Source organism: Arthrobacter luteolus NBRC 107841, from assembly GCF_001552075.1.
Classification (GTDB): Bacteria; Actinomycetota; Actinomycetes; order Actinomycetales; family Micrococcaceae; genus Arthrobacter_B; species Arthrobacter_B luteolus.
Genome location: NZ_BCQM01000010.1, coordinates 24,700 through 49,988, shown reverse-complemented (window position 1 = coordinate 49,988; position 25,289 = coordinate 24,700). Strand labels below are relative to the sequence as shown.

General features: G+C 65.7%; 21 protein-coding genes and 3 tRNA genes. 6 read left to right on the top strand and 18 right to left on the bottom strand.

What is annotated here, in order from left to right; all coding sequences use genetic code 11:
- Positions 1-182: 182 nt before the first annotated feature.
- Entirely contained in the window at positions 183-896 is a 714-nt protein-coding gene (locus AL3_RS15110) for a M23 family metallopeptidase (protein WP_306303037.1), read from the top strand.
- 27 nt (positions 897-923) lie between these two features.
- Here the strand turns inward: AL3_RS15110 and AL3_RS15105 are convergent, their stop codons facing one another.
- The 14 genes from AL3_RS15105 to AL3_RS15040 all read right to left on the bottom strand — a co-directional run bounded on the left by AL3_RS15105 (position 924) and on the right by AL3_RS15040 (position 16,141).
- The gene (locus tag AL3_RS15105; protein WP_066302574.1) at positions 924-2,108 is read right to left on the bottom strand and encodes an acyl-CoA dehydrogenase family protein; all 1,185 of its coding nucleotides are present in this window, start codon (positions 2,106-2,108) and stop codon (positions 924-926) included.
- Positions 2,109-2,401: 293 nt separating this feature from the next.
- Positions 2,402-2,475, bottom strand: a tRNA-Ile gene (locus tag AL3_RS15100).
- Positions 2,476-2,838: 363 nt separating this feature from the next.
- Entirely contained in the window at positions 2,839-4,035 is a 1,197-nt protein-coding gene (locus AL3_RS15095; protein WP_066302573.1) for a glycosyltransferase, read from the bottom strand.
- A gap of 43 nt (positions 4,036-4,078) precedes the next feature.
- On the bottom strand, positions 4,079-5,005 hold the full coding sequence (locus AL3_RS15090; protein ID WP_066302572.1) for a DMT family transporter: 927 nt from the start codon (positions 5,003-5,005) through the stop codon (positions 4,079-4,081).
- A 39-nt stretch (positions 5,006-5,044) separates the two neighbouring features.
- Positions 5,045-5,677 carry a CDP-alcohol phosphatidyltransferase family protein gene (locus AL3_RS15085; protein ID WP_083521799.1) on the bottom strand — a complete coding sequence of 211 codons (633 nt, stop codon included), beginning with the start codon at positions 5,675-5,677 and terminating at the stop codon, positions 5,045-5,047.
- A gap of 33 nt (positions 5,678-5,710) precedes the next feature.
- Positions 5,711-6,505 carry a phage holin family protein gene (locus AL3_RS15080; RefSeq protein WP_066302571.1) on the bottom strand — a complete coding sequence of 265 codons (795 nt, stop codon included), beginning with the start codon at positions 6,503-6,505 and terminating at the stop codon, positions 5,711-5,713.
- 100 nt (positions 6,506-6,605) lie between these two features.
- The gene (locus tag AL3_RS15075; RefSeq protein ID WP_246168699.1) at positions 6,606-8,075 is read right to left on the bottom strand and encodes a sugar porter family MFS transporter; all 1,470 of its coding nucleotides are present in this window, start codon (positions 8,073-8,075) and stop codon (positions 6,606-6,608) included.
- Positions 8,076-8,280: 205 nt separating this feature from the next.
- Positions 8,281-9,450 carry an NAD(P)-dependent malic enzyme gene (locus AL3_RS15070; RefSeq protein ID WP_066302567.1) on the bottom strand — a complete coding sequence of 390 codons (1,170 nt, stop codon included), beginning with the start codon at positions 9,448-9,450 and terminating at the stop codon, positions 8,281-8,283.
- 356 nt (positions 9,451-9,806) lie between these two features.
- Positions 9,807-9,882 (bottom strand) — tRNA-Asn (locus AL3_RS15065).
- A gap of 127 nt (positions 9,883-10,009) precedes the next feature.
- Positions 10,010-10,082: transfer RNA gene (locus AL3_RS15060), tRNA-Asn, on the bottom strand.
- Between the two features lie 106 nt (positions 10,083-10,188).
- Positions 10,189-12,183 (bottom strand): DNA primase, encoded by a 1,995-nt coding sequence (gene dnaG / locus AL3_RS15055; RefSeq protein ID WP_066302565.1) that lies wholly within the window; start codon positions 12,181-12,183, stop codon positions 10,189-10,191.
- 61 nt (positions 12,184-12,244) lie between these two features.
- Complete coding sequence (locus AL3_RS15050; protein WP_066302563.1) at positions 12,245-13,528, bottom strand: deoxyguanosinetriphosphate triphosphohydrolase; 1,284 nt, start codon at positions 13,526-13,528, stop codon at positions 12,245-12,247.
- Between the two features lie 6 nt (positions 13,529-13,534).
- Positions 13,535-14,707: a tRNA dihydrouridine synthase DusB gene (dusB, locus tag AL3_RS15045; RefSeq protein WP_066302558.1), complete on the bottom strand. Its 1,173-nt coding sequence runs from the start codon at positions 14,705-14,707 to the stop codon at positions 13,535-13,537.
- A 51-nt stretch (positions 14,708-14,758) separates the two neighbouring features.
- Positions 14,759-16,141 carry a YibE/F family protein gene (locus tag AL3_RS15040; RefSeq protein ID WP_083521798.1) on the bottom strand — a complete coding sequence of 461 codons (1,383 nt, stop codon included), beginning with the start codon at positions 16,139-16,141 and terminating at the stop codon, positions 14,759-14,761.
- Positions 16,142-16,349: 208 nt separating this feature from the next.
- Here AL3_RS15040 and AL3_RS15035 point away from each other — a divergent pair, with 208 nt between their 5' ends.
- Genes AL3_RS15035 through AL3_RS15025 form a run of 3 tightly spaced genes read left to right on the top strand, consistent with a single transcriptional unit; the run spans position 16,350 to position 19,765 of the window.
- Positions 16,350-17,027 carry an ATP-binding cassette domain-containing protein gene (locus AL3_RS15035; protein ID WP_066302556.1) on the top strand — a complete coding sequence of 226 codons (678 nt, stop codon included), beginning with the start codon at positions 16,350-16,352 and terminating at the stop codon, positions 17,025-17,027.
- Positions 17,027-19,150, top strand: coding sequence for a YhgE/Pip family protein (locus AL3_RS15030; protein ID WP_066302555.1), 2,124 nt, complete (start codon positions 17,027-17,029; stop codon positions 19,148-19,150). Before AL3_RS15035 ends, AL3_RS15030 begins: the two co-directional genes overlap by 1 nt.
- 51 nt (positions 19,151-19,201) lie before the next feature.
- Positions 19,202-19,765 (top strand): TetR/AcrR family transcriptional regulator, encoded by a 564-nt coding sequence (locus tag AL3_RS15025; protein ID WP_066302554.1) that lies wholly within the window; start codon positions 19,202-19,204, stop codon positions 19,763-19,765.
- Between the two features lie 97 nt (positions 19,766-19,862).
- On the opposite strand, the gene AL3_RS15020 is transcribed toward AL3_RS15025, so the two are convergent.
- The 3 genes from AL3_RS15020 to AL3_RS15010 form a co-directional block, all read right to left on the bottom strand.
- On the bottom strand, positions 19,863-20,768 hold the full coding sequence (locus AL3_RS15020; protein WP_066302553.1) for a GNAT family N-acetyltransferase: 906 nt from the start codon (positions 20,766-20,768) through the stop codon (positions 19,863-19,865).
- A complete protein-coding gene (locus AL3_RS15015; protein ID WP_066302551.1) occupies positions 20,768-22,156 on the bottom strand; it encodes a glycine--tRNA ligase in 1,389 nt (462 codons plus the stop codon). The genes AL3_RS15020 and AL3_RS15015 overlap by 1 nt, the downstream gene beginning before the upstream one ends.
- A 158-nt stretch (positions 22,157-22,314) precedes the next feature.
- A complete protein-coding gene (locus AL3_RS15010) occupies positions 22,315-23,301 on the bottom strand; it encodes a DMT family transporter (RefSeq protein ID WP_066302549.1) in 987 nt (328 codons plus the stop codon).
- 98 nt (positions 23,302-23,399) lie between these two features.
- Here AL3_RS15010 and AL3_RS15005 point away from each other — a divergent pair, with 98 nt between their 5' ends.
- Positions 23,400-23,630: an RNA-binding S4 domain-containing protein gene (locus AL3_RS15005; RefSeq protein WP_066302547.1), complete on the top strand. Its 231-nt coding sequence runs from the start codon at positions 23,400-23,402 to the stop codon at positions 23,628-23,630.
- Here the strand turns inward: AL3_RS15005 and AL3_RS15000 are convergent.
- The gene (locus AL3_RS15000) at positions 23,627-24,280 is read right to left on the bottom strand and encodes an alpha/beta hydrolase (RefSeq protein WP_066302654.1); all 654 of its coding nucleotides are present in this window, start codon (positions 24,278-24,280) and stop codon (positions 23,627-23,629) included. The two genes, AL3_RS15005 and AL3_RS15000, sit on opposite strands and share 4 nt — an antisense overlap.
- A gap of 101 nt (positions 24,281-24,381) precedes the next feature.
- Here AL3_RS15000 and AL3_RS14995 point away from each other — a divergent pair, with 101 nt between their 5' ends.
- Complete coding sequence (locus AL3_RS14995) at positions 24,382-25,284, top strand: SGNH/GDSL hydrolase family protein (RefSeq protein WP_083521807.1); 903 nt, start codon at positions 24,382-24,384, stop codon at positions 25,282-25,284.
- The last annotated feature ends 5 nt before the right edge of the window (positions 25,285-25,289 follow it).

Genomic DNA, 25,289 nt, shown 5'->3' with positions numbered 1-25,289 from the left:
CAAGTGTACTACAGCAGCGGCCCCGCTCCGTCCCGTTCTCCTCCACAGCCAAGGTGTTCCTGCCTCAGGTTCCCGGCCGGTCCACAAACCGGTTGACAGTCACCCGATCTACCGGGCGCCGGAGTGGACTGTGCATCATGTCCGATCACGCCGCTTACCCTCAGAAACCGGTTGGAAATCCAGTGTGCCGCTCCTCCCCCGGCGGCGCTGAACCCACTCCGCACCCTGCACGGGCCGGCGGTCGCCCTGCTGCCGCTGCTGCACTGCTGGCGGCGGTGCCCGCGGCACTCCTGGTGGCGTTCCTGGTGGCGCTCACCGTGGATATCCGGCCGACGGACGCCGCATTACCCGCTGCGCCCGCTGACCGGCTGGCTCCCGCCGGCCAGTGGAGCTGGCCCCTGGCACCTGCGCCCGCCGTCGTCCGTCCGTTTGACAAACCGGGCCAGCGCTGGCTGGCCGGACATCGCGGAGTCGACCTCGCCGCTTCCGCCGGTGATGCCGTCCGAAGCCCGGCTGACGGCACGGTCCGGTTCACCGGGTACGTGGTGGACCGCCAGGTACTCACAGTCGACCACGGCAATGGGACGGTGAGCAGTTTCGAACCCGTTACGGCCACCGTGTCCGTGGGGAAACCGGTTAGCGCCGGCCAGAGCATTGGAGTGGTGGACTTCCGCGGAAGCCTGCCCGGCGGCGCCGCTGATGGGGCTTTCACTGACAGGGTTCTCGCTGATGCGAAGGCACCGGAAAGCAGGCAGCCGCACTGCCCCCGCAGTTGCCTGCATTGGGGAGTGCGGCTGGACGGGGAGTATGTGGATCCCCTGCGCTATCTCATGGACCGCCGGCCGAGCGTTCTGCTCCCGCCGGCCGGTGGGAGCAGAAGCCCGGCCCGGCCCTAAGCACCGGAGGCCGGACCGGATAGCCGGCTAGACGAATGCGGCGATGCCGGTGATCGCCCGGCCGGTGACCAGGGTATTGATCTCGTAGGTTCCCTCGTAGGAGTAGATCGCTTCGGCGTCGGAGAAAATCTTCGCCATCCCGTAGTCCGTCACAATTCCGTTGCCGCCGAGGATGCTGCGCCCCAGGGCAACCGACTCACGCATGCGGGCCGTGGTGAAGGCCTTCGCCAGTGCGGACTGCTCATCCTTGGCACGGCCCTCATCCTCGAGCTGGGCCAGGCGGACCATCATGCCCATCGAGCTGACCGTGTTGCCGAGAATCTGCACCAGCTGCTCCTGCACCAGCTGGAAGGAAGCCAGCGGTTTGCCGAACTGCTCCCGCTCCACCGCATAACGGCGGGCAACGTCAAACGCTGCCATCTGCTGGCCGACGGCCTGCCAGGCAACGGCAAGCCGGGTCACTTTGAGAACCTTGTTGGTATCCCGGAAGCTGTTGGCCCCCTTGAGGTGGAAGTCATCGCTCACGACGACGTTGTCCAGCACAATGTCGGCGTTCTGCACGGTCCGCAGCGCGATCTTGTTTTCGATCTTGGTGGCCGAGTAGCCCTCGGTCCGGGTATCCACGAGGAAACCCTTCACCTGGTTGTCCGCTTCGTCGCGGGCATAAATGACCACCCAGTCGGAGAACGTGGCGTTCCCGATCCAGCGCTTGGCTCCATTGAGGATCCAGTTTCCGCCCTCGCGCCGTGCAGTGGTGCGGGTTCCACCGGCGACATCCGAACCACCCAGGGGTTCGGTGAGCCCAAAGGCGCCGATCTTCTTCAGCGAGTAGATATCCGGAAGCCAGGCTTCCTTCTGTTCGTCGGAGGCCAGCGCTTCGATCGACCCGGTGAAAAGGCCGTCATGCACGCCCATAAACGTGGCAAAGGAAGTGTCGGCGCGGGTGAACTCGGCATGGCAGAGACCGGCGAAGAGATTCGAATAGCCCTGCCGGTACACCGGGGAGACGACGTCGAGTTCGGCCAGCTTGGGAATCATGTGCATCGGGAATTCCCCGGCGTTCCACCAGTCGTTGGCGTGGGGCTTGACCTCAGCCGTGAGCCAGGACCGGACCTCATGCAGGCGGTCCCGCTCCTTATCGCTGAGCAGGTCCTCGAATGCGTAGAAGTCACCGTCCGGGTACGGGAGGTTATCGACGTCGATAGTTGCCATGAGATGTCCTTCGCTGATCCTGGGCTCATCCGGACAGTCAAGCCGGCTGCCCTTATGTTACCCACGAGTAACATCGAAGCACAATCCCCCAATCCACGCGGCCGCCCTTCCCTGCAGGGCCCGGGCCAGTGCGCCTGCGGATCACAAAAAAACACCCCGGACCGAAGACCGGGGTGTTCCTGTTGCCGCGGCTCAGCGGACTGTGTGCAGACTTAAGAACTTTGTGCAGACTTAAAGGAGAACCGGGAACCCTCGGAGGCTTCAAATACCTCCGAGAATCCCCGGAAACACGGTAGGGCTGGTGGGGCTTGAACCCACGACCCACGGATTATGAGTCCGCTGCTCTGACCGGCTGAGCTACAGCCCCGTGTGAACCCGCCGTATCCGGCAGGCAGTATAGACATCCTAAGGTGCAGCGGGCCCGGCAGCCGAATTTCCCGGACGGGCCTGGGCATACCAGGCCTGGGTACGCTCCAGGAGGGGTTCCCTCCGGCATCGTTCGGCGAGTTTCTGCTGGGTTCGGCATCTCCCGGCGAGTCTCTGGTGTCCCCTCCGTTGTGGGACTTCCCTGCCAGCCCGGAACTTCCCTGCCGCGGTGCCGCGGCAGGGAAGTTCCAGACTCGAAGGATTGTCCCAAAACGGGGCAAGTCCACGGACCGGCCGGGACTGAGTACATCCGGGTAGAGACTCAGTACGTCCTGATAGAGACTTAGTACATCCGAGTAAAGGCTTAGGGAATCCCGGCCACGCTGCTTGCGCCGCGGTAGAGGTCCTCGAAGGTGGACAGGGTGCCTTCCAGGCTGTGCGGCTCCACCATGGCGCGGCTGTGCCGGCCCATGGCAGCGCGCTCCTCAGCGGGCAGCGTCAGGATTTCTGTAATCCGCTGGGCCAGCTCGGCGCTGTCGCCGGGCTGGAACAGGTAGCCGTTGCGGCCGTGGTCCACGAGGTGCGGGAGCGCCATGGCGTCGGCAAGGAGAACCGGTGTCGAGGCGGACATGGCTTCGAGGGTGACGAGGGACTGCAGTTCGGCGGTGCCCGGCATGCAGAACAGGTCTGCGCGCAGGTAGGCCAGGCGGAGTTCGGCGTCGTCCACCAGCCCGCGGAACACCACCCGGTCCTGGAGGCCAAGCCGGGCAGCTTGGGCCACCAATGCGGACTTCACCTCACCCCCGCCCACGATTTCCACGTGCACGTTGAGCTCCCGCGGAGTCTTCGCCACTGCGTCGATGATGACGTCCACGTGTTTTTCCTCGGCGAGCCGGCCGACGAACAGCACGGTGGGATGATCCGGGCGCTGGATCTCCTCCCCGGGCAGGGTTTCGTATGCCGAGGCATCAATGCCGTTGGACAGCGGCAGCACGTCCGGCAGGGATGCGTATTCCGTCATGGCCTTCGCCGCCAGCGGAGTCGGAGTGGTGACGACGGCGGCACTGCCCATGACCCGGCCCATGTCACGCCACGAGTTCCGGGCGACGATCCGCTTGAACCATTTGGGGAAGGGCAGGAACGGGTCCAGGTTCTCCGGCATGAAGTGGTTGGTCGCGACCACACGGATCCCGCGCCTGCGGGCTTCATAGAGGGTGTATTCGCCCACCATGTAGTGGCACTGGATGTGCACAACGTCCGGCTTGACCCGGTCCAGCAGCATCGAGATGTGCTTCCTGATTTCCCACGGCAGGCAGATCCGCCAGTATTCGTGGGTGGGTACTCCGTGGGAACGGAGGCGGTGCACGGTCCATGGACCGTCCGTTTCCGAATGGGCCGGGCCGCTGCCGGGGCTGGGTGCCAGCACATGGACGTTGTGTCCCCTGCCGTGCATTCCCTGGGCCAGGCGGAAACCGAACTGGGCTGCCCCGTTCAGGTGGGGCGGATAAGTGTCACAGGCGATCAGGATGGTCAGCGGTTTATCTGCCGGTTCCTCGGTCACGGGGAAGTCCTCTTTTGGAGTTTCGATGGTCAGGTCGGGTGCGTCAGGGCTTGCGGGCAGCCTTGGACGCCGCTGGCTTCTGCCGCCGCCTCTGGTTCGCCCGGCGCTTAATGACATCCGGGTGGTATCTGGACAGGGCGAACACCCCAACAATAGCAATCAGGGCGCAGACTCCCATCGCAACACCCAGGACTGCCGGGACATCGGGGCGAAGTTCATTCAGTACGCCGATCCCGATGGCGATGCCGACCATCGGATCAATGACCGTCAGTCCGGCTATGACCAGGTCCGGCGGGCCGCTGGAATAGGCACTCTGCACGAACCAGGCCCCCAGCCCGCCCGCGACAGCGATGCCCACCAGCGTGTACCAGGGGACGTTGAGCAGGAAGCGTCCATTGGGGTCCAGGAGGTCGGCAGCGATGGTTTTGGTCAATACCGCGACGAAGCCAAAGAGGATACCTGCCCCCATGATGTGCGCAATGGCACCCAGCCGCTTGCCGAACAGCAGGTTGAGCAGACCGAAGAATGCCACGACGACGGCGAGGATCAGCACGATGGTGATCTCCTGGCGCGGCTCAATAGTCTGCTCCGTCTGGGTGGCCCCCACTGCCAGCAGCACAAACAGCATGCTGCCCGCCACGCAGGCCACGATCGAGACCACGGTGATCCGGTTCAGCCGGAGGCCCTGATCCCGTGAGTTCACGATGGTGGTGATAACCAGGGCCAGCGAGCCAATCGGCTGGACGACGGTCAGGGGTGCCAGGGCAAGGGCCACAACATTCAGGGCAGTTCCAGTGGCCAGAAGCAGCAGGCCAAAAAGCCAGCGCGGGTTGCGCAGCAGGCGCAGTATCCCGGAGGAGTTCAGGTTCAGTCCGCCGGTGTCAGCACTGACGGCACTGCCCTGGCGCTGCGCTCCGAAGGCCAGGAAGACGGCACTGGCCAGGGCGCAGGCTATCGCGATTCCGGTCATGGCTGGAAGCCATCCGGCGCGGCTGCAGCCCGGCGGTCGTCAGGAACCATGGGGTGACCCTTCAGGGACCGAAGCCTGGCGCCGGTATTTGCGCCAGGACTGCAGCATGTACCCACCAAAGGCCAGCAGGTGTCCCAGGCAGCCGAGCAGCAGCACGGTGTTGCCGGCGGCGCCAAGCCAGGCGTAGTCAAAACCCGGGACCCGCTGCAGCAGGAGCAGCGGCGCCCCGAGCAGCAGCAGAGCGGTCCGGATCTTGCCAATATTGCTCACCGGCAGGTTGGGGCTGCCCCGGAAGAGGAGCAGCGAATTGACGATGAGGATGGCATCGGGAATGACGATCGACCATACGAGCCAGGCGGGGGCGATCCCATCCACGACAAAAACGACGGCGACGATGATCAGTGCCAGCCGGTCCGCAACCGGGTCAAGCCACTTACCTGTTGTGGAAACCTGGTCCAGACGCCGGGCCAGGTAGCCGTCTACCCAGTCGGTGCACCCGATGATCACCAGTGTCAAAAAAGCCGGGCCGTAACTGTCCCGGGCAATGAGCCAGACAAAAAGCGGGACCCCGAGGAACCGGAGGACCGTGATCATGTTCGGGATGGTCCAGAAGGTATCCAGGACCCGCTCCCCCCGGCCCGGACGAGAACCGGCGCCGATGAGTCTGATCACTATCCGGCTCCCTTTGCCTTTCTGTCCACGGTGTTATTTGCGCAAAAGCCTGCGCAGGAGAATGCCCATGGCCAGGAGTGAAGCACCCAGTACGGCGAGCGGCTGCTTCCGTTCCCGGAGCATCGCACCGACTTCGTCCGCGGTTCCGGAAGCCTCGCCCCCGGAACCTGCAGTACCGGAACGGCGGGCAGCAGCCCTCCGGGCCTTGAGGTCCGACATCTGCTTCTTGACATCGGCTTTCTCTCCGAGGCCGTCGCGGACCGCGGCAATATGCTCGCGGCGCTGGCGAAGCCGGATCCGCAGTTCCTCCGGCGTCGGCTTGCGGACGGCGTCCTCGGGCTTTTCCTGCTTGTCCTTGCCTTCGTCCTTCGCCTTGGGCGGCTTCGGCACGTCCAGGGTGGCCGGGTCGAAGCTGCGGCCTTCCTTGAGGACTCCAAGGTCGTACCGGACTCCGCGCAGGGCGTCTTCCGGCAGCAGCGGCATGGTCTTCTTGAACCGCGAGATTCCGATGAGGGCCGCGATGCCGGCGATCACCAGGAACAGTGCGGCCACGAGCAGGGCCGCCAGCCAGGCCGGCATCACTGTCGCCAGTCCGAGGATTGCGGCCGCAATCAAGGCAACGCCGAGGGCGGCAAGGAACAGGAGGGCGACCACCAGGAGGCCGGCTGCAATGCCTGCCTTGATGCCCTTCTGTTTCATCTCTGCCAGCGCCAGGGACAGTTCGTCACTGATCTGCCGCGGCAGCAGGCGCGCCATGACCTTGGACAGGCCAACGATGGAGGAGCTCCCGTTGGCCCGCTGGGTCCTGGTGCTTGCGGAGCTGTTCATCGGCCCTGCTTCCGTCTGCTGGTTAGTCGTTGCCATTACCCAAAATTACCATTCTCCTCAGATTTCACGACTTAGTCCCTTTTACCGTCTGCCCCAACAGTCACAAATTGTCCCGGTCCGCTTCCAATTCACGGCCTGACAGCTCAGGCAGTTTCGTCTTGACGAACCAGAAGGAGACGACGGCGAAGATGGTAAAGATCGCGTACATGATCCACAATCCGAAGTTTTCGCTGACCCAAGGGAAGGAGAGCGTCACGATGAAATTGAACACCCAGTTCACCATGGTGCTCAGCCCCAGTGCCAGTGACCGGATTTTATTCGGGAAGATCTCACCGAGTGTCACCCACATCACCGGTCCCCAAGTGGCGGCAAAGAAGACCACGAACAGGTTCGCACCAACCAGCGCGATGGCTCCCCACGGCTGCGGAAGCAGGATTTCTCCGCTGCTGTCGTCCGCCTGGAAGAAGGAAATGGTGGCTGCCAGCAGGCCGATAAACATACCCACGGAGCCGATCATCAGCAGTTTCCGCCGGCCGACCCGGTCAACGAAGGCAATGGCGACGATGGTCATCAGCACGTTAACCACCGAGGTAATCACCGACGTCGTAAAGGAGTCGGACTCACTGAATCCGACCGACTGCCACAGGGTGGTCGAGTAGTAGAAAATCGCGTTAATGCCCACCAGCTGCTGAAGTGCGGCGATGGCCATACCGACCCAGAGGATGGGTTTCAAACCGAACATGCTGCCGCGCAGATCCGCGTAGGTTGCCCGTTCCTCGTGCTCGAAACTGTCCCGGATCTCAGTGATCTTGCGGTCCGTGTCCTGCACACCGGTGATGTCCCGGAGCACCCGGGCAGCTTCATCATCACGGTTCTTCCGCACCAGGTACTGCGGAGACTCTGGAATCGTCAGTGCGAGGATGCCGTAGACAACGGCCGGGAAAACTCCGACCAGGAGCATCCACCGCCAAGCGGCCATCCCCCACCACAGTTCGTTGAACGCGCTTCCGGCGGTGTTGGCCAGGAAGGCATCGGAGAGCAGGGCCGCAAAAATGCCCAGAGTGATGGCCAGCTGCTGAATGGAGCCGAGCGCACCACGCCATTTTGCGGGTGCCACTTCGGCGATGTAGCCCGGAGCGATGACCGAGGCGGTGCCGATGGCCAGGCCGCCGATCAGGCGCCACAGCATCAGGTCCCAGACACTGAATGCCCAGGCGGAACCCACGGAGTTCAGAGCGAAGAGGATGGCGGCCGTGACCATCACGGTCTTCCGGCCGAGCCTGTCCGCCAGCTGGCCCGCGAACCAGGCACCAATGGCACACCCAAGCAGGGTGATGGCGACGGTAAAGCCCAGAACACCCGCACTGAGGTCGAATTCGCTCCCAATGGCATCGACTGCACCGTTGATGACGGCGGTATCGAAACCGAACAGCAAACCGCCGACGGCGGCGGCAACAGTTACGCCTATGACTTTGGCGGGGTGCGAAATATGCCCCGCGCCCTCCTGGCTAGGCCCTGTCTGACTGGCACCCATCGGTTCCTCGGCTTTCGTCGTGCTGGGAATAACCAATAAAGCCTACTTCAACAGTAAGCATGCTTTGTGGTGCTGGGAACGGCGGGCTCTCGAATCGGGCAGCGGCGGCAGCGTCAGCCTGAGCCCCGGCCTCAGGGGTATGCCTCAGCGGGATGAGGGAGATGACCCAGCAGCTGGCTCCGGGAACGGAAAAGCGCTCCGGGCCGCGGTCCGGAGCGCTTGGTGGTGCTGGGTCCGTGGGTTACGCCGTGCCGGTGCCGGCCGCCGCGCCCACAGCGGCTGCCACGGCGGGCGCCACCCGGGGGTCCAGCGGGCTGGGGACAACATGGTCAGCGGCCAGGTCATCACCGACCAGGTCGGCGATGGCCCGGGCCGCGGCAACCTTCATGGCGGGTGTGATCCGGCGGGCGCCGCTGTCCAGCGCACCGCGGAAAATCCCGGGGAAGGCCAGCACGTTGTTGATCTGGTTTGGGAAGTCGCTCCGGCCGGTGGCGACCACCGCCGCATAGCGTGCCGCGATATCCGGGTGGACTTCCGGATCCGGGTTGGACAGGGCGAAGATGACCGCGTCCGGTGCCATGTCCGCGAGGACGCTCTCGGGCACGGTCCCTGAGGAAACGCCCACGAAAACGTCTGCTCCGGCCATCGCCTCGGCAACGCCGCCTTCCAGGTTCCGCGGGTTGGTCCGGCCGGCGAGGTCCGCCTTCACACCCTCCAGGCTTCGGCCGGCGGAGAGAATGCCGCGGGAATCCAGGACAACGACGTCGTTGATTCCGGCTTCCAGCAGAATATTGGCGCAGGCAACACCCGCAGCGCCGGCACCGGAAACGACCACGCGGAGACCGGCGAGTTCCTTCCCGGTGACCCGGACGGCGTTGGTCAGGGCGGCCAGCACCACAATGGCCGTGCCGTGCTGGTCATCGTGCATCACGGGGCAGTCCAGGGCCTCGATCAGCCGTTCCTCCAGCTCGAAGCAGCGGGGGGCGGAAATGTCTTCCAGGTTTACGGCCCCGAAACTGGAGCGGAGCCGGACCAGCGTCTCGATGATCTCGTCCACATCCGTGGTTTCCAGGACCAGCGGAATCGAGTTCAGGCCGCCGAAGGTCTTGAACAGCGCCGACTTGCCTTCCATGACCGGAAGCGAGGCCGCGGCACCGATGTTTCCCAGCCCGAGGACGGCCGTACCGTCGCTGACCACCGCAACCAGGCGCGAGGCCCAGGTGTGCGTTCCGGCCAGAGCCGGATCGCCGGCGATCGCCCGGCTGACCTGCGCGACGCCGGGTGTGTAGGCGATGGAGAGCGCGCGGGCGGAATCCAGCGGCATTGTGGTTTCAACCGAGAGCTTCCCGCCTTCATGGGCGGCGAAGATTTCCCCGGTGCTGATGGTGGTGGAGGTGGCTGTGGACGGCATGGTTCTACTCCTGATGAAGGTCCGGAAAGATCCGCGTGGCGGGACCGGCTGGATCAGCGGCCGCAGAAGCGCGGGAAGGCCGGAACAGTAGGGTTCCGGGGCGGGCATCAGGATAGGTTCGCCCTTGCTGCGTCCGGCTCCGGAGATTGGTGTGTCCAGGGCCCAATGATGCAGCAGAGTCCCCAGTGTAGCGGCGGAGCACTAAGTTTCTGCAACTGCGGTTCCGCGGCGGGGCAGGCGGCCAGGCTTTCCCGCAGGCAAGTTCAGGGAAGTCATAGGAAGTCCAGGGATGTTCCGGAACGTCCCTGGAAAAGGAAAACCCCCGAGCAGGCACACGGCCTTCGGGGGTTTTCAGGTGGCTCCCCCGACTGGACTCGAACCAGTAACCCTTCGATTAACAGTCGAATGCTCTGCCAATTGAGCTACGGGGGAAAGCGGCGACATCAGTCTACAGGAGTTTCAGGCTGTCACCGAACCGTTGCTCCTGCCTCCCGCCGTCGGACACCCGGCAGGAAGAAGGCTCCTGACCTGCATTTTCTACAGGTCAGGAGCCTATTTGCTCCCCCGACTGGACTCGAACCAGTAACCCTTCGATTAACAGTCGAATGCTCTGCCAATTGAGCTACGGGGGAAAGCGCGACTATTACTCTACAGAGGATCCGTCCAGAAATGAAATCCACGCCATCCCCGGCGGGCCGCAGACTGGGATGCCGTGGCCGGGCCGGTGTGCAGCTGCTGCTACTGGATCTCCCGCAGCGCCCGGCGCTGCATCTCCAGCTCCATAAGTTCACGGTTCAGCTGCTGGAACAGGGCCGGATCCGCGCCCGGATCCAGCCGCTGGAGCTGGCCGAGCTTCTCAGCCTTGAGGTGGGTCACCTGGAGTTCAAAGAGCCGGTTGAGAATGTCCCGGCAGTACAGCGCCAGGGCGTCCGCGTCCCGGGCCGGAATCGGTGTGACGGCCAGTTCGCTGACAAAGCCGCGCAGCGCATCCGGAAGCTCCTGCCGCACCTGCTCCACCCATGCCGCCGGCGACGCGGGAACCATGCCGGCAGCCCGGATCGCGTTGTGCACGGCAACGTACGCCGGGACGGTGAACCGTGCGGCCTTGAACCGTTCCCATTGACCCTCGTCCAGCAATCCCGGCTGCTGCAGGACCACTTCCAGCGACTGCCGCTCCATCCGCGCCGCCGGATCATTGGGATCAGGGCGTGCGAACGCCTGCTGCGCCGGCGCCGCAGGCTGGCCCGGTTCCTCACCGGGATGCTGCTGGCTGGCATACTGCTGGCCGGCCTGCTGCCCCGGATTCTGCCCGCTGGGCCGCTGGGACCGGTCCGGACCGCCGCGCTGTGCGCCGTTGCCGGTGTCCCGGGCATCCTGCCGGGTGCCGGTTCCCTCGCGCAGCCGTTTGGCAGCCGAATTAACCGCCCGCAGCACGTCGTCCACTTCGCTTCCCAGCCAGCCCGCCAGTTCGCGGGCATAGGCGGGGCGCATTGCCGGATCACGGATGTCCGCTACGACCGGAGCTGCCGCGCGCAGGGCCGCGATCCGGCCCTCCACGGTGTTGAGGTCGAACTTTGCCAGGGTGGAACGGATCGCGAACTCGAACAGCGGGCGCCGGGACCGGATGAGCTCCGCGACGGCGGCATCCCCCTGCTGCTGCCGGATGTCGCACGGATCCATACCGTTCGGATCCACCGCCACGAAGGTTTGGGCGGTAAAGCGCTGATCTTCCTCGAAGGCACGCAGGGCTGCCTTTTGGCCGGCGGCGTCGCCGTCGAAGGTGAAGATGACCTCTCCCCCGGTGCCGTCGTCGGACAGCAGGCGGCGGGCGATCTTGATGTGGTCCGTACCGAACGCGGTTCCGCAGGTGGCGACGGCGGTGGTGATGCCGGCCAGGTGGCAGGCCATCACATCGGTGTAGCCCTCCACCACCACCAGCTGGCGGTCCTTGGCGATGGAGCGTTTGGCGAGGTCGATTCCGTAGAGGACCTGCGATTTTTTGTAGAGCGGGGTTTCCGGGGTGTTCAGGTACTTCGGCCCCTGGTCGTCCTCGTAGAGCTTGCGTGCGCCGAAGCCGATCACCGCCCCGGTGAGGTCGCGGATCGGCCAGATGAGCCGGCCGCGGAACCTGTCATAGAAGCGGGAGGCATCGGACCCGGTGGAGAACATGCCGGTCTGTGCCAGTTCCTCCCGGGTGAAGCCCTTTGTGGTCAGGTGCTTCAGCAGGGAGTCCCAGCCCTGCGGTGCATAGCCCACACCAAAGTGCTCGGCGGCGGCCGGGTCGAAGCCGCGTTCCTGCAGGAAGCTGCGGGCTGCCGCCGCCCCCGGGGTCAGCAGTTGGGTACGGAAGAACTCGGCCGCTACCTTGTGCGCGTCCAGCAGGCGCTGCCGCTTGCCCACGTCCTCCCGGCGGGGTCCGGTCCCGCCGTCTTCGTAGTGCAGTTCGTAGCCCAGCCGGGCGGCCAGCTTCTCCACGGTTTCAGAGAAGGACCCGTGGTCCATTTTCTGGACGAAGGAGATGACGTCGCCGCTTTCGCCGCAGCCAAAGCAGTGGTAGGTGCCCACCTGCGGGCGGACGTGGAAGGACGGAGAGCGTTCGTCGTGGAAGGGGCACAGCCCTTTGTAGGAGCCGATTCCGGCGGACTTCAGCGTGACATATCCATCCACAACCGCCTTGATGTCGGTGCGGGAACGTACTTCGTCAATGTCTTCGCGTTTAATCAGGCCGGCCATACATCCAGCTTATTCTCCTGTGCCAAATTGACCGGTCAGGACAGGTGCCGCTGTGGACGGCTCACCACAGTGCCGGAACCGGGCCAACCAGCCGCTCGTGCAGCGCCAGCGCGGAGCCGTCGGTGAGCGACGCGACCTGGTCGATGACCACGCGCAGCCGGGCGCCGTCGTCCTCCGCTGCCCGCCAGTCCGCGGCAAACATCGGCTCCAGGTGGCGGTCCCCCGTGGCGGCGAGCTGAGCCACCAGGTTGGTGAGGACCTCGCGCTGGCGTTCGTAGAGCGGCTGGCGCTGGTCGGTGGTCATCACGAATGTGGTGGCCAGGCCCTTCATCACCGCGATTTCGAGCTGGGTTTCCTCGGGTACCACCATTTCGGCGTTGTACCGGGTGAGCGGGTCGGTGCCGTAGATTCCGCGGGTCGCTTCGAGAGCGCTGGAGCAGAAACGGCCGATGAGCTGGCTGGTCATGTCCTTCAACGCGGCCATCGCCCGCCGGCTTCCGTCGGATTCCCGCACCCAGACGGCCTCGGCTTCGAGCCGGGCCAGCGCTGCCTCGACGGCCGCCGTTTCAGCCGTGGGGACATACCACTGCTGGGTGTAACCGATCACCCGGGCGCGCTGGTCCGGATTGTCCAGCCACTTGAGCTGGACGTGCCCAGCGACGATCGCGTCCTCGACGTCGTGTACGGAATAGGAGATGTCATCGGCCAGGTCCATGACCTGGGCTTCAAGGCAGGAACGCCCGGCGGGAGCTCCGTCCCGGAGCCAGATGAAGACCGGCAGGTCATCCTCGTAGACGCCGAACTTGGTGGTGCGCTGGCCGTTGACGAGGGGGGCGTCGACGGCGGACCACGGGTACTTGCAGGAGGCGTCCAGGCTGGCCCGGGTCAGGTTCAGGCCTGCCGGAGAACCGTCCGGAGCGATGATCTTGGGTTCCAGCCGGGTCAGCAGCCGCAGGGTCTGGGCATTGCCTTCAAATCCTCCGATGGCATGCGCAATATCGTTCAGGGCCGACTCGCCGTTGTGCCCGAAGGGAGGATGCCCCAGGTCGTGCGAGAGGCAGGCCGCATCAACGACGTCGGGGTCGCAGCCCAGCGCGTTGCCCAGCTCCCGCCCCACCTGGGCCACTTCCAGGCTGTGGGTCAGGCGGGTCCGGACGAAGTCGTCGGTATCCGGGGCGACCACCTGGGTCTTCGCGCCCAGCCGGCGCAGGGCAGAAGAGTGCAGCACCCGGGCACGGTCGCGTCCAAACTGGGTGCGGTTGGTGCTTTTGGCCGGTTCGGTGACCCAGCGTGCCAGGTCGACTCCGGTGTAACCGGCGGTGCGGAAAGCCTGCGGAAGGGTCATATGGAGTTAGCCACCTGAAATATCGAGTTCGGCTGCCGCGATGATGGCCTTCTGGCTGGGGTTCAGTTCCCGTCCGTCGAGCCAGCCTTCCGGCAGGGCTGTTTTCTTGGGCGTGCCGGCCCGCCCGCGGGGGCCTTCGGCATCCGCCCCCGGGTAGGGAGCGGTGGGATCCAGTTCGGCCAGAAGTCCGCGCAGGACCTCGAGGGAGGGCACAGTGGCCAGCTTAGCCCGCAGGTCTCCCCCGACGACGTAGCCCTTGAAGTACCAGGCCATGTGTTTGCGGATGTCCCGCAGGGCGATTACTTCGTCGCCGAAGGTTTCCACCAGCAGCTCGGCATGGCGGTAGACGCTGTCCGCCACTTCTTTCAGGCCGGGCCGGTGCCGCTCGTCGCGGCCTTCAAAGGCAGCCTGGAGGTCAGCGAACAGCCAGGGACGGCCCTGGCAGCCGCGGCCAATCACCACACCGTCCACGCCGGTCTCCTCGACCATCCGGACGGCGTCCTCAGCGGACCAGATGTCCCCGTTGCCCAGCACCGGGACATCCGGCAGCGCTTCGCGCAGCTCGGCGATGGCATTCCAGTCCGCCTTGCCCGAATAGAACTGGGAAGCGGTGCGCCCGTGCAGGGTCACGGCGGCCACGCCGGCGTCGCGGGCGATCCGGCCGGCCTCAAGGAAGGTGAGATGGTCGTCGTCGATGCCCTTGCGCATCTTGATGGTCAGCGGGATATTACCCTTGGAGGCTTCCCGGACGGCGGTCTGGACGATCGCGGTGAACAGGTTCAGCTTCCAGGGCAGCGCGGATCCGCCGCCCTTGCGGGTGACCTTGGGAACCGGGCAGCCGAAGTTGAGGTCGATGTGGTCTGCGCGGTCCTCCTCCACCAGGATCCGGATGGCGGCACCGACCGTCACCGGGTCCACGCCGTAAAGCTGGACGGAGCGGATCGACTCATCGTCGTCGTGCTCGATGATGCGCATCGACTCCGGGGAGCGTTCCACCAGGGCCCGGGAGGTCACCATTTCGGTGACGTACAGGCCGCCGCCGTATTCGCGGCACAGCCGCCGGAAGGCCCGGTTGGTGATGCCGGCCATGGGCGCCAGGATCACCGGCGTCTCCACGGTCAGCCGGCCCAGCTTCAAGGGCGGCAGTTCAAGCCTGAGATTTGGGGTCGCAACAGTCACGTTCCTATTCTCTCAACCCTGTGCAAATCCTGCTCGCCCTGGGATCGCCGGCTAGTCCCTGGCCGGCAGCACCCCGGCGGAGTTAGGGGAATCAGCGGAGTCGGCGCCGGCGGCGCGGCGTGCCTGGGCCAGTCGCCGGGGACTGGGCGGGGCGCCGGCGTCGGTGCCCGCTTCCCTGCTCGAAGCACCGCCTGCCTTTTCATCTTCCCCGGCACGCGGGCTGCCCACGGCCTTGACCACCAGGACGGCGACGGCGGTGGTTACCGGGATGGCCAGAACCAGGCCGATCGAGCCCACCAGGGTGCGGATGACCTCCTCCGCCAGTTCTCCGCCGGTCAGGGACTCCAGCACGGTGCGGTCATAGAGCGAGACCAGGATCAGCACCGGCAGAGCGGCACCGGCGTAGGCGAACGCAATGGTGTAGACGGTGGAGGCAATGTGGTCCCGGCCCACCCGCATGGCACCGCTGAAGAGGCGTTTCGCTGAGGCTCCCGGGGCCAGTTCGTACATCTCCCACACTGCGGAGGACTGCGTGATCGTCACGTCGTTCAGCACCCCGAGGCCGGAAATGATGAGCCCGCACAGGATGATGCCGGAGATGGAGAGCTGATCCGAGGCATTGATGAGGGTATAGGCGTTCTCATTGTCGACGCCGATCAGATGGGCGGCGTCGGTGGCCCAGGCCGCCAGTCCGGCCGTGATGGCCAGGCCGAACAGTGTTCCCAGCAGTGCGGTGGAGGTACGTGCGGAGAACCCGTGCGCGAAGTAGAGGACGCCGATCATGATCACGCTTGAGCCCACCAGCCCCAGCAGCAGCGGCGGTTTGCCCTCCACCAGCCCGGGCAGGATAAAGCCGGCGAGCACGGCGTATGCGCCGCCCAGCCCGATCAGGGCCCGCAGTCCGCGCCAGCGCGCGACGGCGATCACCACAGCCGCGTACAGGACGGCCAGGAGAGCGATGGGCACGCTTCGGACGAAGTCCATAAAGATGTAGGGCGGCGCCCCGCTGTCAACCATGACGTTTTCCAGGTTGAGGTAACGGACAGTGTCGCCGGCCTCCACGGCGTTGGTTTTCGCAACCTCCGGCGGCACCTCGACCGGTACAGCAGCCCCGCCTCCGGACGGAAGCGTATAGGCGACCTGGCACTGGGGGGCCTGGACGCCGGCCTGGGTCAGGGTGGCGGAGGAGGGGCAGTCCTCCACCGAGACCCGCTGGACGGACCCGGTGTCGATGCTGACGCCGTCGGCCGTGGCATACGGATCGGCGACGTTGATTTCCTGGGCCTGCCCGCCCGGCCAGAGCAGCAGCATCCCGACGGCGGCCAGCAGTCCCAGGGGAACCAGGATCCAGGCCAGCAGCCGGTTGGCCCGGCGCCGGGCGGCGAGCGCGGCCCGGGTCGGTTCGCCGGTGGCGGGGAGATGACTGTGTCCCATGCTGTTTCCTCACTGGTTCCTCGGCGGACCAGGTGCCCGGCGGGATAAGCGTCCCCATTCTCCCAAGCCGGAGAACGGATGCCGAATCCGATGCAGGACTTGGTCCGGACTTGCGTTAGACTGACTGGTCAGATCAAACTGACTGGTCAGTACAAATTGAATGATCCAGTCCCGGCCGGGGTTTCCCCGAATCCCAGAAAGGCACCATGTGCAACCGGTAATCACCGCGGAGGGCCTCAGCCTCTCCGCCGCCCGGGGCCGTGTTTACGGCCCGCTCAGCTTCGATGTGCCCGATCCCCTCAGCGTCTTCTGCGGCCCGGCCGGCAGCGGCCGCACCAGCCTGCTGCTCACCCTCGCAGGCCGGATGAAGGCCGGGAGCGGAACCCTGAATGTGCTCGGCCATGCACTCCCCCGGGAGGCCCGTGCCGTGCAGAAGGAAACGGCCATTGCCGGATTCGCCGGCATTGACGAACTGGAGCCGGGCGTTACCGTCGGCCAGGCCGTGCGCGAACGGATGGCCTGGCTCGCTCCGTGGTGGACGTTCGTGCCGAAAACCACTGACCGTCAAGTCTCCCGGGTCTGCGGCCCGGTCTTCGGCGGGCGTCACATCCCCCCGGCGTCTGCCGTGATCTGGAACCTCGATGAGGCGGACCAGTTCCTGCTGCGAATCTCCCTGGCGCTGCTCAGCGGGCCGCGCATCCTTTTCGTCGATGACATCGAGCAGGTCCACAGCGCCGGCGCCCGCCGCCTGGTCTGGGAACGCCTCGCCGCCATCGCGGCCGACGGAACCGCCGTCGTCGTCGGTGCCGCATCCCAGGATTCCGGCCTGTGGGAAAACCTTGATCCCCAGCCCTCCGCTCTGCTCCTCACCCAGGAGGTCAACTGATGTTTGCCCTGTTTTCCCCCGGCACCGAGCTGAGCCGGTTCCGCCGCGGCACGCTGCCGAAGATCGCCGTCGTCGTTATGCTCTTCATTCCCCTCATCTACGGCGCGCTGTACCTGTGGGCCTTTGACTCCCCGGACAAGCACCTGGACGGCCTCTCGGTAGCCCTGGTCAACGAAGACACCGGCGCAGACCGCGACGGCGAACAGCTCAACGCTGGCAAGGAGCTGGAACAGAAGCTCCTGGACGGCGCGGATCTGGACTGGCACGCCACGGACGCGGCCGACGCCGCGGACGGTGTGGAGGACGGCACCTACTACCTCTCCCTCACCATCCCCGAAGACTTCTCCGCCAACGCGGTTTCCGTCGGCACTGACAATCCCGTCCCCGCACGGCTGAAGGTCGCGTACAACGACTCCAACAACTTCCTGGCCGGTGTGCTCGGCAAGCAGGCCATGGCCCAGGTGCAGGCTGCCGTTTCCTCGGAACTGGGCGACCAGGTGTCCTCGACGCTGCTGGTTGGCCTGAACGACGCCGGTTCCGGCCTGCGTGACGCCGCGGACGGCGCGGGCGAACTCAGCACAGGCATCGACTCAGCAGTCGACGGCGCCGGTCAGCTCGTGGCCGGGCTGGACAGCCTGGCCGACGGCACACTGACCCTGCAGGACGGCGCTTTCCGGCTCTCCTCCGGCGCGGGCCAGCTGGCTGCCGGCCTGTCCGACCTGACCGCGGGCACCTCGGCCCTCTCCTCGGGCAGCAGCACCCTTTCAGCCGGCGCCGATTCGCTGGCCGGCGGAACCGCAACACTTTCCGCCGGCGCCTCCGATGTCGCCAACGGTGCCGCGGCACTGGATGCAAACCTCGGAACCCTCTCGGACAAACTCGGCGCAGCTGTGCCCCAGGCAAAATCCCTGGACACCGGCGCGTCCCAGGTCTCTTCGGGGCTGAACCAGGTTGTCGCCGCGGTCAAGGCCTCGGACCCCAACAGCCCGCTCCTCGCCCAGCTTGAACCGCTGGCCGCAGGCGCGCAGCAGGTGGCGGGCGGCACCTCCTCCCTCCAGTCGGGTATCGCTGAAGCAGCCGCAGGCGCCGGGCAGCTCTCGGCCGGCAGCTCCACACTCTCCGACGGTGCGGCCCAGGTGGCCGCCGGAGCGCAGTCCGCCGCAGGCGGCGCGTCAGAGCTTTCCGGCGGCGCAGCAACTCTTGCCTCCGGCGCCGCGCAGGTTGATGCAGGAGCACGCAGCGCCGAAAGCGGTGCCAACGAACTCGCCGCAGGTGCCAGCACCCTGAGCGGCGGCACGACTGACCTTGCCTCCGGTGCCGGCGAACTGCTCGACGGCGGCACGGCACTCTCCGAAGGCGCCGAGCAGCTCTCCGACGGCAGCCATACCCTGGCCGATGCCCTGACAGCCGGCGGCCAGGCGCTGCCGGAAGACTCCAGCGACCTGATCGATGCCAAGGCCTCCGTCGCCGCCAACCCGGTGGAGATGGATACCGAGTACACCAGCGAGGCAGCCAGCTTCGGCGAAGGGTTTGCTCCCTTCTTCCTGGCCCTGGCCACCTTCGTGGGTGCGCTCATCACCTGGCTGCTGCTGCGGGCACTGCCCACCAGGGCCCTGGCCGCCGGCGTGTCCGGCTTCCGGGCCGCCGCCACCGGGCTGATCCCGGCACTGGCGATCGGCCTGGGCCAGGTCATCATCATGATGGCCGTGCTGGTCTGGGGCCTGGACATCCACCCGGCGTACCTGCTCGGCACCGGCGCGTTCCTGTACCTGACCACTGTGGCGTTCCTGGCCCTGCAGCAGATGCTGATCATTGTGCTGGGCACGGCAGCAGGACGGGTCGCCTCCCTGGTGCTGCTGATGCTGCAGCTGAGTTCCTCCGGCGGTACCTACCCGGTGGAGACAACGCCCGGATTCTTCCAGGCCCTGCACCCGTACATGCCGGCCACCTATGTGGTGAACGGCCTCCGGGCACTGATCACCGGCGGAGTGGATGCCCGGATGTGGATCGCGTTCGCCTTCCTGGCAATCCTGACCATCGTCTGCGTCGTGATCAGCTCGCTGAGCGCCGGCCGGCAGCGCATGTGGACGATCAAGCGGCTGCATCCGGAGCTGCACATCTAAGATCGACTGAGAGAACCAACGCACACACGCCTCGTATAAAGGACACTTTGCATGCCACGCGTTTCAGCCACCAAGCGGTCAATCCTCGATGCCGCGGTAGAGCTGGCCTCCCTGCACGGGATCACCGGCACCACCATGGAGGACGTGGCCGTGCGTGCCGGCGTCGCCAAGGGCAGCGTTTATTACAACTTCTCCTCCAAGGACAAGCTGTTTGAGCAGCTGCTGCTGGACGGTGTGGGAACCCTGGCGGAAACCCTGCGGGAGGCCAGAGGCACGAAAACCGGCGCCCCCGCGCTGCGGTCCATGGTGGATGCCATCCTGGAACTCGTCTCCCGCAACCAGCCGATGGCCAAGCTGATCGCGGCGGAGATTTTCCGGACCGACAGGTCCTGGCAGTCGCCGCTGCAGCTGGTGCGCCGCGAAGCGCTGGCGGAGTTCGTGGCGGTCATCCGGCACGCCCATCCTGACCGCCCCGACGCCGAGCTGATGGCCGGCACCGTGTTCGGAGCAGTCCTGGTGGGCGGCATCGAATGGCTGGTCTTCAGCCCGGACCGCACGCTTCAGGAGGTCTCGGATTCGGTGATGTTCATGCTCTCCGGCCATTTGGTCGGCTAGCCGCGAAACCACGAAAGGCCCGCACATAACGACGGCGCCGGTCCCCTGAAAAGGGGGCCGGCGCCGTCGTTATCTGCAGTTGTGGCTGAAGGCGGTGCTAGCTGCTGAGAATCAGCGTGTCCCGGCCGTCCTGCCGGGCAGCACCCGAGGCAAGGAGCGGTTCCAGGACCCGGACCAGCGCGGTCATCGATTCGTCGACTTCCAGCTGCACCGGGTACTGGTAGGCGACCATGGCCAGCAGGGAGGCCACGGCGGCTTCCGCCTCGGATTCCTCCAAGGTGGTGTCATAGCCCAGCAGCACGTCCGCCGGAGCGTCCGTCCGTTCGGAGGTGTAGCTGACGGCGAACGCGGCGATTTTGCCGCCCTCCGCCTTCGGCTTATCCCGCAGCACCACGGCCCCCGCGGCACCGGCCGCGTCGTTGAGCAGCATCTGCTGCGCCCGGCCCAGGCTCATGTCCGCGCGGTCCCAGTCATGGACGGTGTTGTAGAAGTCCGCCACGGCGCGGGTCAGTTCCACCGACCCGGTGGCGGCTTCCTCCAGCTGGGGCCCGTGGTCTTCGAACACCGGCAGTTTCAGCTTGCCGGGTTCCACAATCACCACGCGGGAACGCTGGATTGGTTCCAGGCCCGCAGCTGCGGCAAAGGCAGCACCCGGGGTACCGGGCTCAACCTTGACACGCAGCTTCGTGACGCCGGACGGGGCGCTTTCGGCTTCCTTGCGGAGCATGCCCAGCAGGGTGGATCCCAGGCCGGCGCGCCGGTTTTCGCGCGCCACCTCGATGTACACCCAGAGCCGGTCCGGATGCAGGCTGGTCTCATAGACCACACCCGCCGCCACCGGCACGCCGTCGTCCTCCGCCACAATGCAGCGGCTCCACGGTTCGTTGGAGGACGGCCGCAGCACGGCCCGGAAGTGCCCGGCTTCGCCGGTCTCCGGATCGCCCCAGAGCTGGACCAGCGCCAGGTCATCGTCCTCGCGCCATTCCCGGAAAGTCAGTGCCATTACGCTCCGATCAGCCGTTCGGCGAGGTAACCCTCAACCTTGTCGAGGCTGACACGTTCCTGGGCCATGGAGTCGCGCTCGCGCACGGTCACAGCCTGGTCCTCAAGCGTGTCAAAGTCCACGGTGATGCAGAACGGAGTACCGATCTCATCCTGGCGGCGGTAACGGCGGCCAATGGCGCCGGCGTCGTCGAAGTCGATGTTCCAGTTCCGGCGCAGCTGCGCGGCGAGGTCCTTGGCCTTCGGGGACAGATCCTCATTGCGGCTCAGCGGCAGCACCGCGGCCTTGACCGGCGCCAGGCGCGGATCCAGCCGCAGGACGGTGCGCTTGTCCACGCCGCCCTTGGCATTGGGGGCCTCGTCCTCGGTGTAGGAATCGACCAGGAACGCCATGAAGGAACGGGTCAGGCCGGCGGCGGGTTCGATCACGTACGGGGTGAACCGCTCGTTGGTGGCCTGGTTGAAGTAGCTCAGCTCGGTGCCGGAGTGCTTGGAGTGCGTACCCAGGTCAAAGTCGGTGCGGTTGGCAATGCCTTCCAGCTCGCCCCACTCGGAACCCTGGAAGCCGAAGCGGTATTCGACGTCGGTGGTGCCCTTGGAGTAATGGCTGAGCTTTTCCAGCGGGTGCTCGAACAGGCGCAGGTTTTCCGGCTTGATTCCCAGTTCCGTGTACCAGTTCAGGCGGGTTTCAATCCAGTACTTGTGCCACTCTTCATCCGTGCCGGGCTCGACGAAGAATTCCATCTCCATCTGCTCGAACTCGCGGGTGCGGAAGATGAAGTTGCCCGGTGTGATCTCGTTGCGGAAGCTCTTGCCGATCTGGCCGATGCCGAACGGCGGCTTCTTGCGGGAGGTGGTGAGCACGTTGTTGAAGTTCACGAAGATGCCCTGCGCGGTTTCCGGACGCAGGTAGTGCATGCCCTCTTCATTGGCGACCGGACCCAGAAAGGTCTTGAGCAGGCCGGAAAATTCCTGCGGCTCGGTCCACTGGCCCTTGGTGCCGCAGTTGGCGCAGGCGATGTCCGCCAGTCCGTTCTCCGGCGGGCGGCCCTTCTTCTCTTCGTATTCCTCTTCGAGGTGGTCTGCGCGGTAGCGCTTGTGGCAGCTCAGGCATTCCACCAGCGGATCGGAGAAGACCTCAACGTGGCCGGAGGCTTCCCACACAGCGCGCGGGAGGATGACGGCCGAGTCCAGGCCGACGACGTCGTCGCGCCCGCGGACCATGGACTGCCACCACTGCTTCTTGATGTTCTCTTTGAGCTCCACGCCGAGGGGCCCGTAGTCCCAGGCGGAACGCGAACCACCGTAGATCTCACCCGACTGGAAAACGAAGCCCCTGCGCTTGGCGAGGGAGATGATCGGATCCAGTTTGGATTTGGTCGAAGCCATGGAATGGTACCGCCGTTCTTTCGTGTCACGCAGGCCGCTGGGTGCGGTCCGCTTCTGATCCCGTTTCCGTCCCTGGAACCCCGGCGGACGTGCGCGGGGAGGGCGGTGGAGGGCAAAACCTATAGATACCAGCTTAAGGTCAAGGCAGCGAAAGGGGGCTATCGGCGCGCACGCCGCCGCAGCGGGCGGACACCGGGCATATTCCAGGGCAGCGTGGCGACGACGATCGCGGCCAGTGTCAGGGCGGTGCCAAACACAGTCGCCGCCACAACAGTGGAGCCCGGGGCAGGGAAGATGAGGTCCAGCAGCAGCGAGCCGGTCAGCTGCCCGCCGATCAGGCCGAGGCTGGTCAGCAGCACGCCCAGCGTCCGCGCCAGCATGGCTCCGACGCCGATAAAGATGCAGCCCAGCGGTCCGCCGAGGTAATACCACCAGGTATCCGGCAGCGGGTTTCCGAATCCGGACACCGCCACCTTGATGAGCCAGATAGTCAGCAGCGCCGCGAATCCGGCGACGAAGTTCACCAGCGTGGCGGTGATCGGCGTTCCGTAATGCATTCCGCTGGTGCCGTTCATGGCCTGCTGGAAGCTCATGGCCATGCCGGCGCTGAGCGGCAGCAGGACGGCCAGCAGCCACTGTCCGGTGTCAGCGGTGCCGGTGATTTTCGGGCTGACCGCCCAGGCCACAGCTGCGATGGTGAGCACGGCACCGACCACGCGCATCAAAGTCAGCGCCTTCTTTCCGCCCGGACCGATGCCCATCCGGTCCACGACCAGTCCCGTCAGGGTCTGCCCGGCAACGGTGGCAACGGTGAAGACGGCAACGCCGAGCACGGCGATCGTGAGCGTCTGGGTCAGGACGAACCAGGCACCGATCAAACCCGCGAGGATGTAGATCCGGGGGAACCGCCGCTCGCGCAGCGCCGGAAGGATCTGGGTGAATCCGGCCCGGCCGCGCGGGAGGACGGCACTGACCAGCAGCATCACGGCCAGCCCCATCCCGAAGTTGACCGTGGCTGCGGCCAGGCTGTCATCCAATGCAGTGCTTAACGCACCGTTCACCCTGGACTGGGCAGGAATAGCCATCCCGGCCAGCAGGGCCAGGGGAAGGCCGACGGCGGCGGGAAGGCGGGAGGACTGAGGCACCGTTAAACCCTACGCCTGCGCTGGGGTCCGGGATGCCCCGCCGGGACCGCAGCGGCAGAAGGGAGTCTGCGCCGCGGATTCTCCGGCAGAATAGAGCCATGAGTTCAACCGATCCCCAAGACCTTCCCATCCGCGACGACATGATCCGCCTTGGCCAGGCGCTGAAGCTGGCGAATCTCGCCGAAGACGGCATCGACGCCAAAGAATTGATCGAGAACGGGCTGGTAAAGGTCAACGGCGAGATCGAAGAGCGCCGCGGCCGCCAGCTTCATACCGGTGACACCATCGAGGTGAACGGGCAGAAGGTCCGGATCGCTTCCGGCGGCTAGCGCCGTCCCAGGACGGTGTGCGTCAGGAACTCCTTGACGTGCCCCAGTTCCTGCATGCTGATGCTGTGTCCCATCCCTGCGTAGAGGACCTTTGTCAGCTTGGTGTACCCGTTGAGCCAGCCGTGGGTGTATTCCACCCGTGCTTCGTCAATGACGGGATCCGCCTGGTCCCGGCCCCAGAAGAACGGCACCTTCAGTTCAGCCAGTTCCTCGTCGTGGAAGAAGGCGTTCCCTTCGGCCGGGACCACAAAACCTGAGAGGCCGACGACGGCGGCAAACTCCTCCGGCCGGTGCCGCAGCAGCGTGCTGGCCACGGCCATGCCCATCGAGAAACCGAGCAGGGTAATGCTGCTGTGCTGGTCCTTAACTCCGTCCAGCCAGTCGGAGACGTCCTGAACGGCTGAGACAACCCGGTCCACGGAATAGTCCGGCTCGTTCATCAGCGGGAACCAGGTGTATCCGGGGCCCAGAGCCACCGGTGCGCGGACAGAAGCCACTGTGAACTCCCCGGGCAGGTAACCGGCCAGGCCCATCAGGTCTTCTTCATTGGCCAGGTATCCGTGGAAGAGGACCAGCAGCGGGGTTCCTGCCCGCTCCTCCTCAGGCTTGGAGTAGAGCACAACCGGATTCCAAGGAGTGTTTTCAGTCATGAATTCCATTCTGGCATGCGCCTGCGCGCAACCTACGGTCGCGTAGCCAGGCCCCGGCCCGCAATCATGGACAGGTGACCGAAAATCTTCAGCGCCCTTCGCTGCGCCCCGACCAGGAAACCAGCACCACCGATCCGGCTCCCCGGACAGAGCCCGGAGCATCTCCGGAGCATCCGGGACATCCCGACCACCCGTTCAACCGCTACGTCGCCCTCGGTGATTCATTCACCGAAGGCATCGGCGACCCCAGCCCGGAAAGCCCCGGAGGCCACCGCGGCTGGGCAGACCGGGTGGCGGAAGAGCTCGCCCACGGCCACAAGGATTTCGCATACGCCAATCTGGCCATCCGCGGCCGCCTGCTGAACCAGATCATCACCGAACAGCTCGAGCCCGCCATCGACCTGCATCCGGATCTGGTGACCATCTGCGCCGGCGGCAACGACGTGATCCGCCCGGGCGGGGACCCCGACCGGCTGGCTGAGAAGATGGACGGCACCATCGCCCGGCTTCGTGAGACCGGTGCCACTGTGGTCCTGTTCACCGGCCCGGACATCGGCGCTACTCCGGTATTGGGCAGCGTCCGCGGCCGCGTCGCGATCTACAACGAGAACCTGCGCACCGTGGCGGCCCGCCATGACGCCGTGCTGGCGGATATGTGGGCGCTTCGGGAACTCAGCAATCCACAGATGTGGGCCCCTGACCGGCTGCATTTTTCTCCGCTCGGGCACCACACGATCGCTGCCATGGTGCTGGACACGCTCGGGGTGGACCACTCGCTGGAACCCCATGCGGTCAAGGAAGCCACGCACAAAAACTGGCGGACGGCGCGCTCGGAGGACCTGGTCTGGGCCCGCGAATACCTGGTTCCGTGGGTTGTCCGGCGCGTACGCAAGCGGTCCTCCGGTGACGGCATTTCACCGAAACGGCCCGACGCCGGGCCGTTCTTCGGTTCCGGCATGCCGCAGGGTTCCGGCGAGGCAGCAGACACCCTCGGCCAGGTCTAGGCGGA

Excerpts from the sequence above, each read along its gene's own strand:
- AL3_RS15015 (WP_066302551.1), bottom strand. The coding sequence starts at position 22,156 with ATGGCTTCGACCAAATCCAAACTGGATCCGATCATCTCCCTCGCCAAG.
- AL3_RS15105 (WP_066302574.1), bottom strand. The coding sequence starts at position 2,108 with ATGGCAACTATCGACGTCGATAACCTCCCGTACCCGGACGGTGACTTC.
- dnaG (WP_066302565.1), bottom strand. The coding sequence starts at position 12,183 with ATGGCCGGCCTGATTAAACGCGAAGACATTGACGAAGTACGTTCCCGC.
- AL3_RS15070 (WP_066302567.1), bottom strand. The coding sequence starts at position 9,450 with ATGCCGTCCACAGCCACCTCCACCACCATCAGCACCGGGGAAATCTTC.
- AL3_RS15080 (WP_066302571.1), bottom strand. The coding sequence starts at position 6,505 with ATGAACAGCTCCGCAAGCACCAGGACCCAGCGGGCCAACGGGAGCTCC.
- AL3_RS15090 (WP_066302572.1), bottom strand. The coding sequence starts at position 5,005 with ATGACCGGAATCGCGATAGCCTGCGCCCTGGCCAGTGCCGTCTTCCTG.
- AL3_RS15000 (WP_066302654.1), bottom strand. The coding sequence starts at position 24,280 with ATGACTGAAAACACTCCTTGGAATCCGGTTGTGCTCTACTCCAAGCCT.
- AL3_RS15025 (WP_066302554.1), top strand. The coding sequence starts at position 19,202 with ATGCCACGCGTTTCAGCCACCAAGCGGTCAATCCTCGATGCCGCGGTA.
- AL3_RS15050 (WP_066302563.1), bottom strand. The coding sequence starts at position 13,528 with ATGACCCTTCCGCAGGCTTTCCGCACCGCCGGTTACACCGGAGTCGAC.
- AL3_RS15040 (WP_083521798.1), bottom strand. The coding sequence starts at position 16,141 with ATGGGACACAGTCATCTCCCCGCCACCGGCGAACCGACCCGGGCCGCG.
- AL3_RS15020 (WP_066302553.1), bottom strand. The coding sequence starts at position 20,768 with ATGGCACTGACTTTCCGGGAATGGCGCGAGGACGATGACCTGGCGCTG.
- AL3_RS15030 (WP_066302555.1), top strand. The coding sequence starts at position 17,027 with ATGTTTGCCCTGTTTTCCCCCGGCACCGAGCTGAGCCGGTTCCGCCGC.
- AL3_RS15005 (WP_066302547.1), top strand. The coding sequence starts at position 23,400 with ATGAGTTCAACCGATCCCCAAGACCTTCCCATCCGCGACGACATGATC.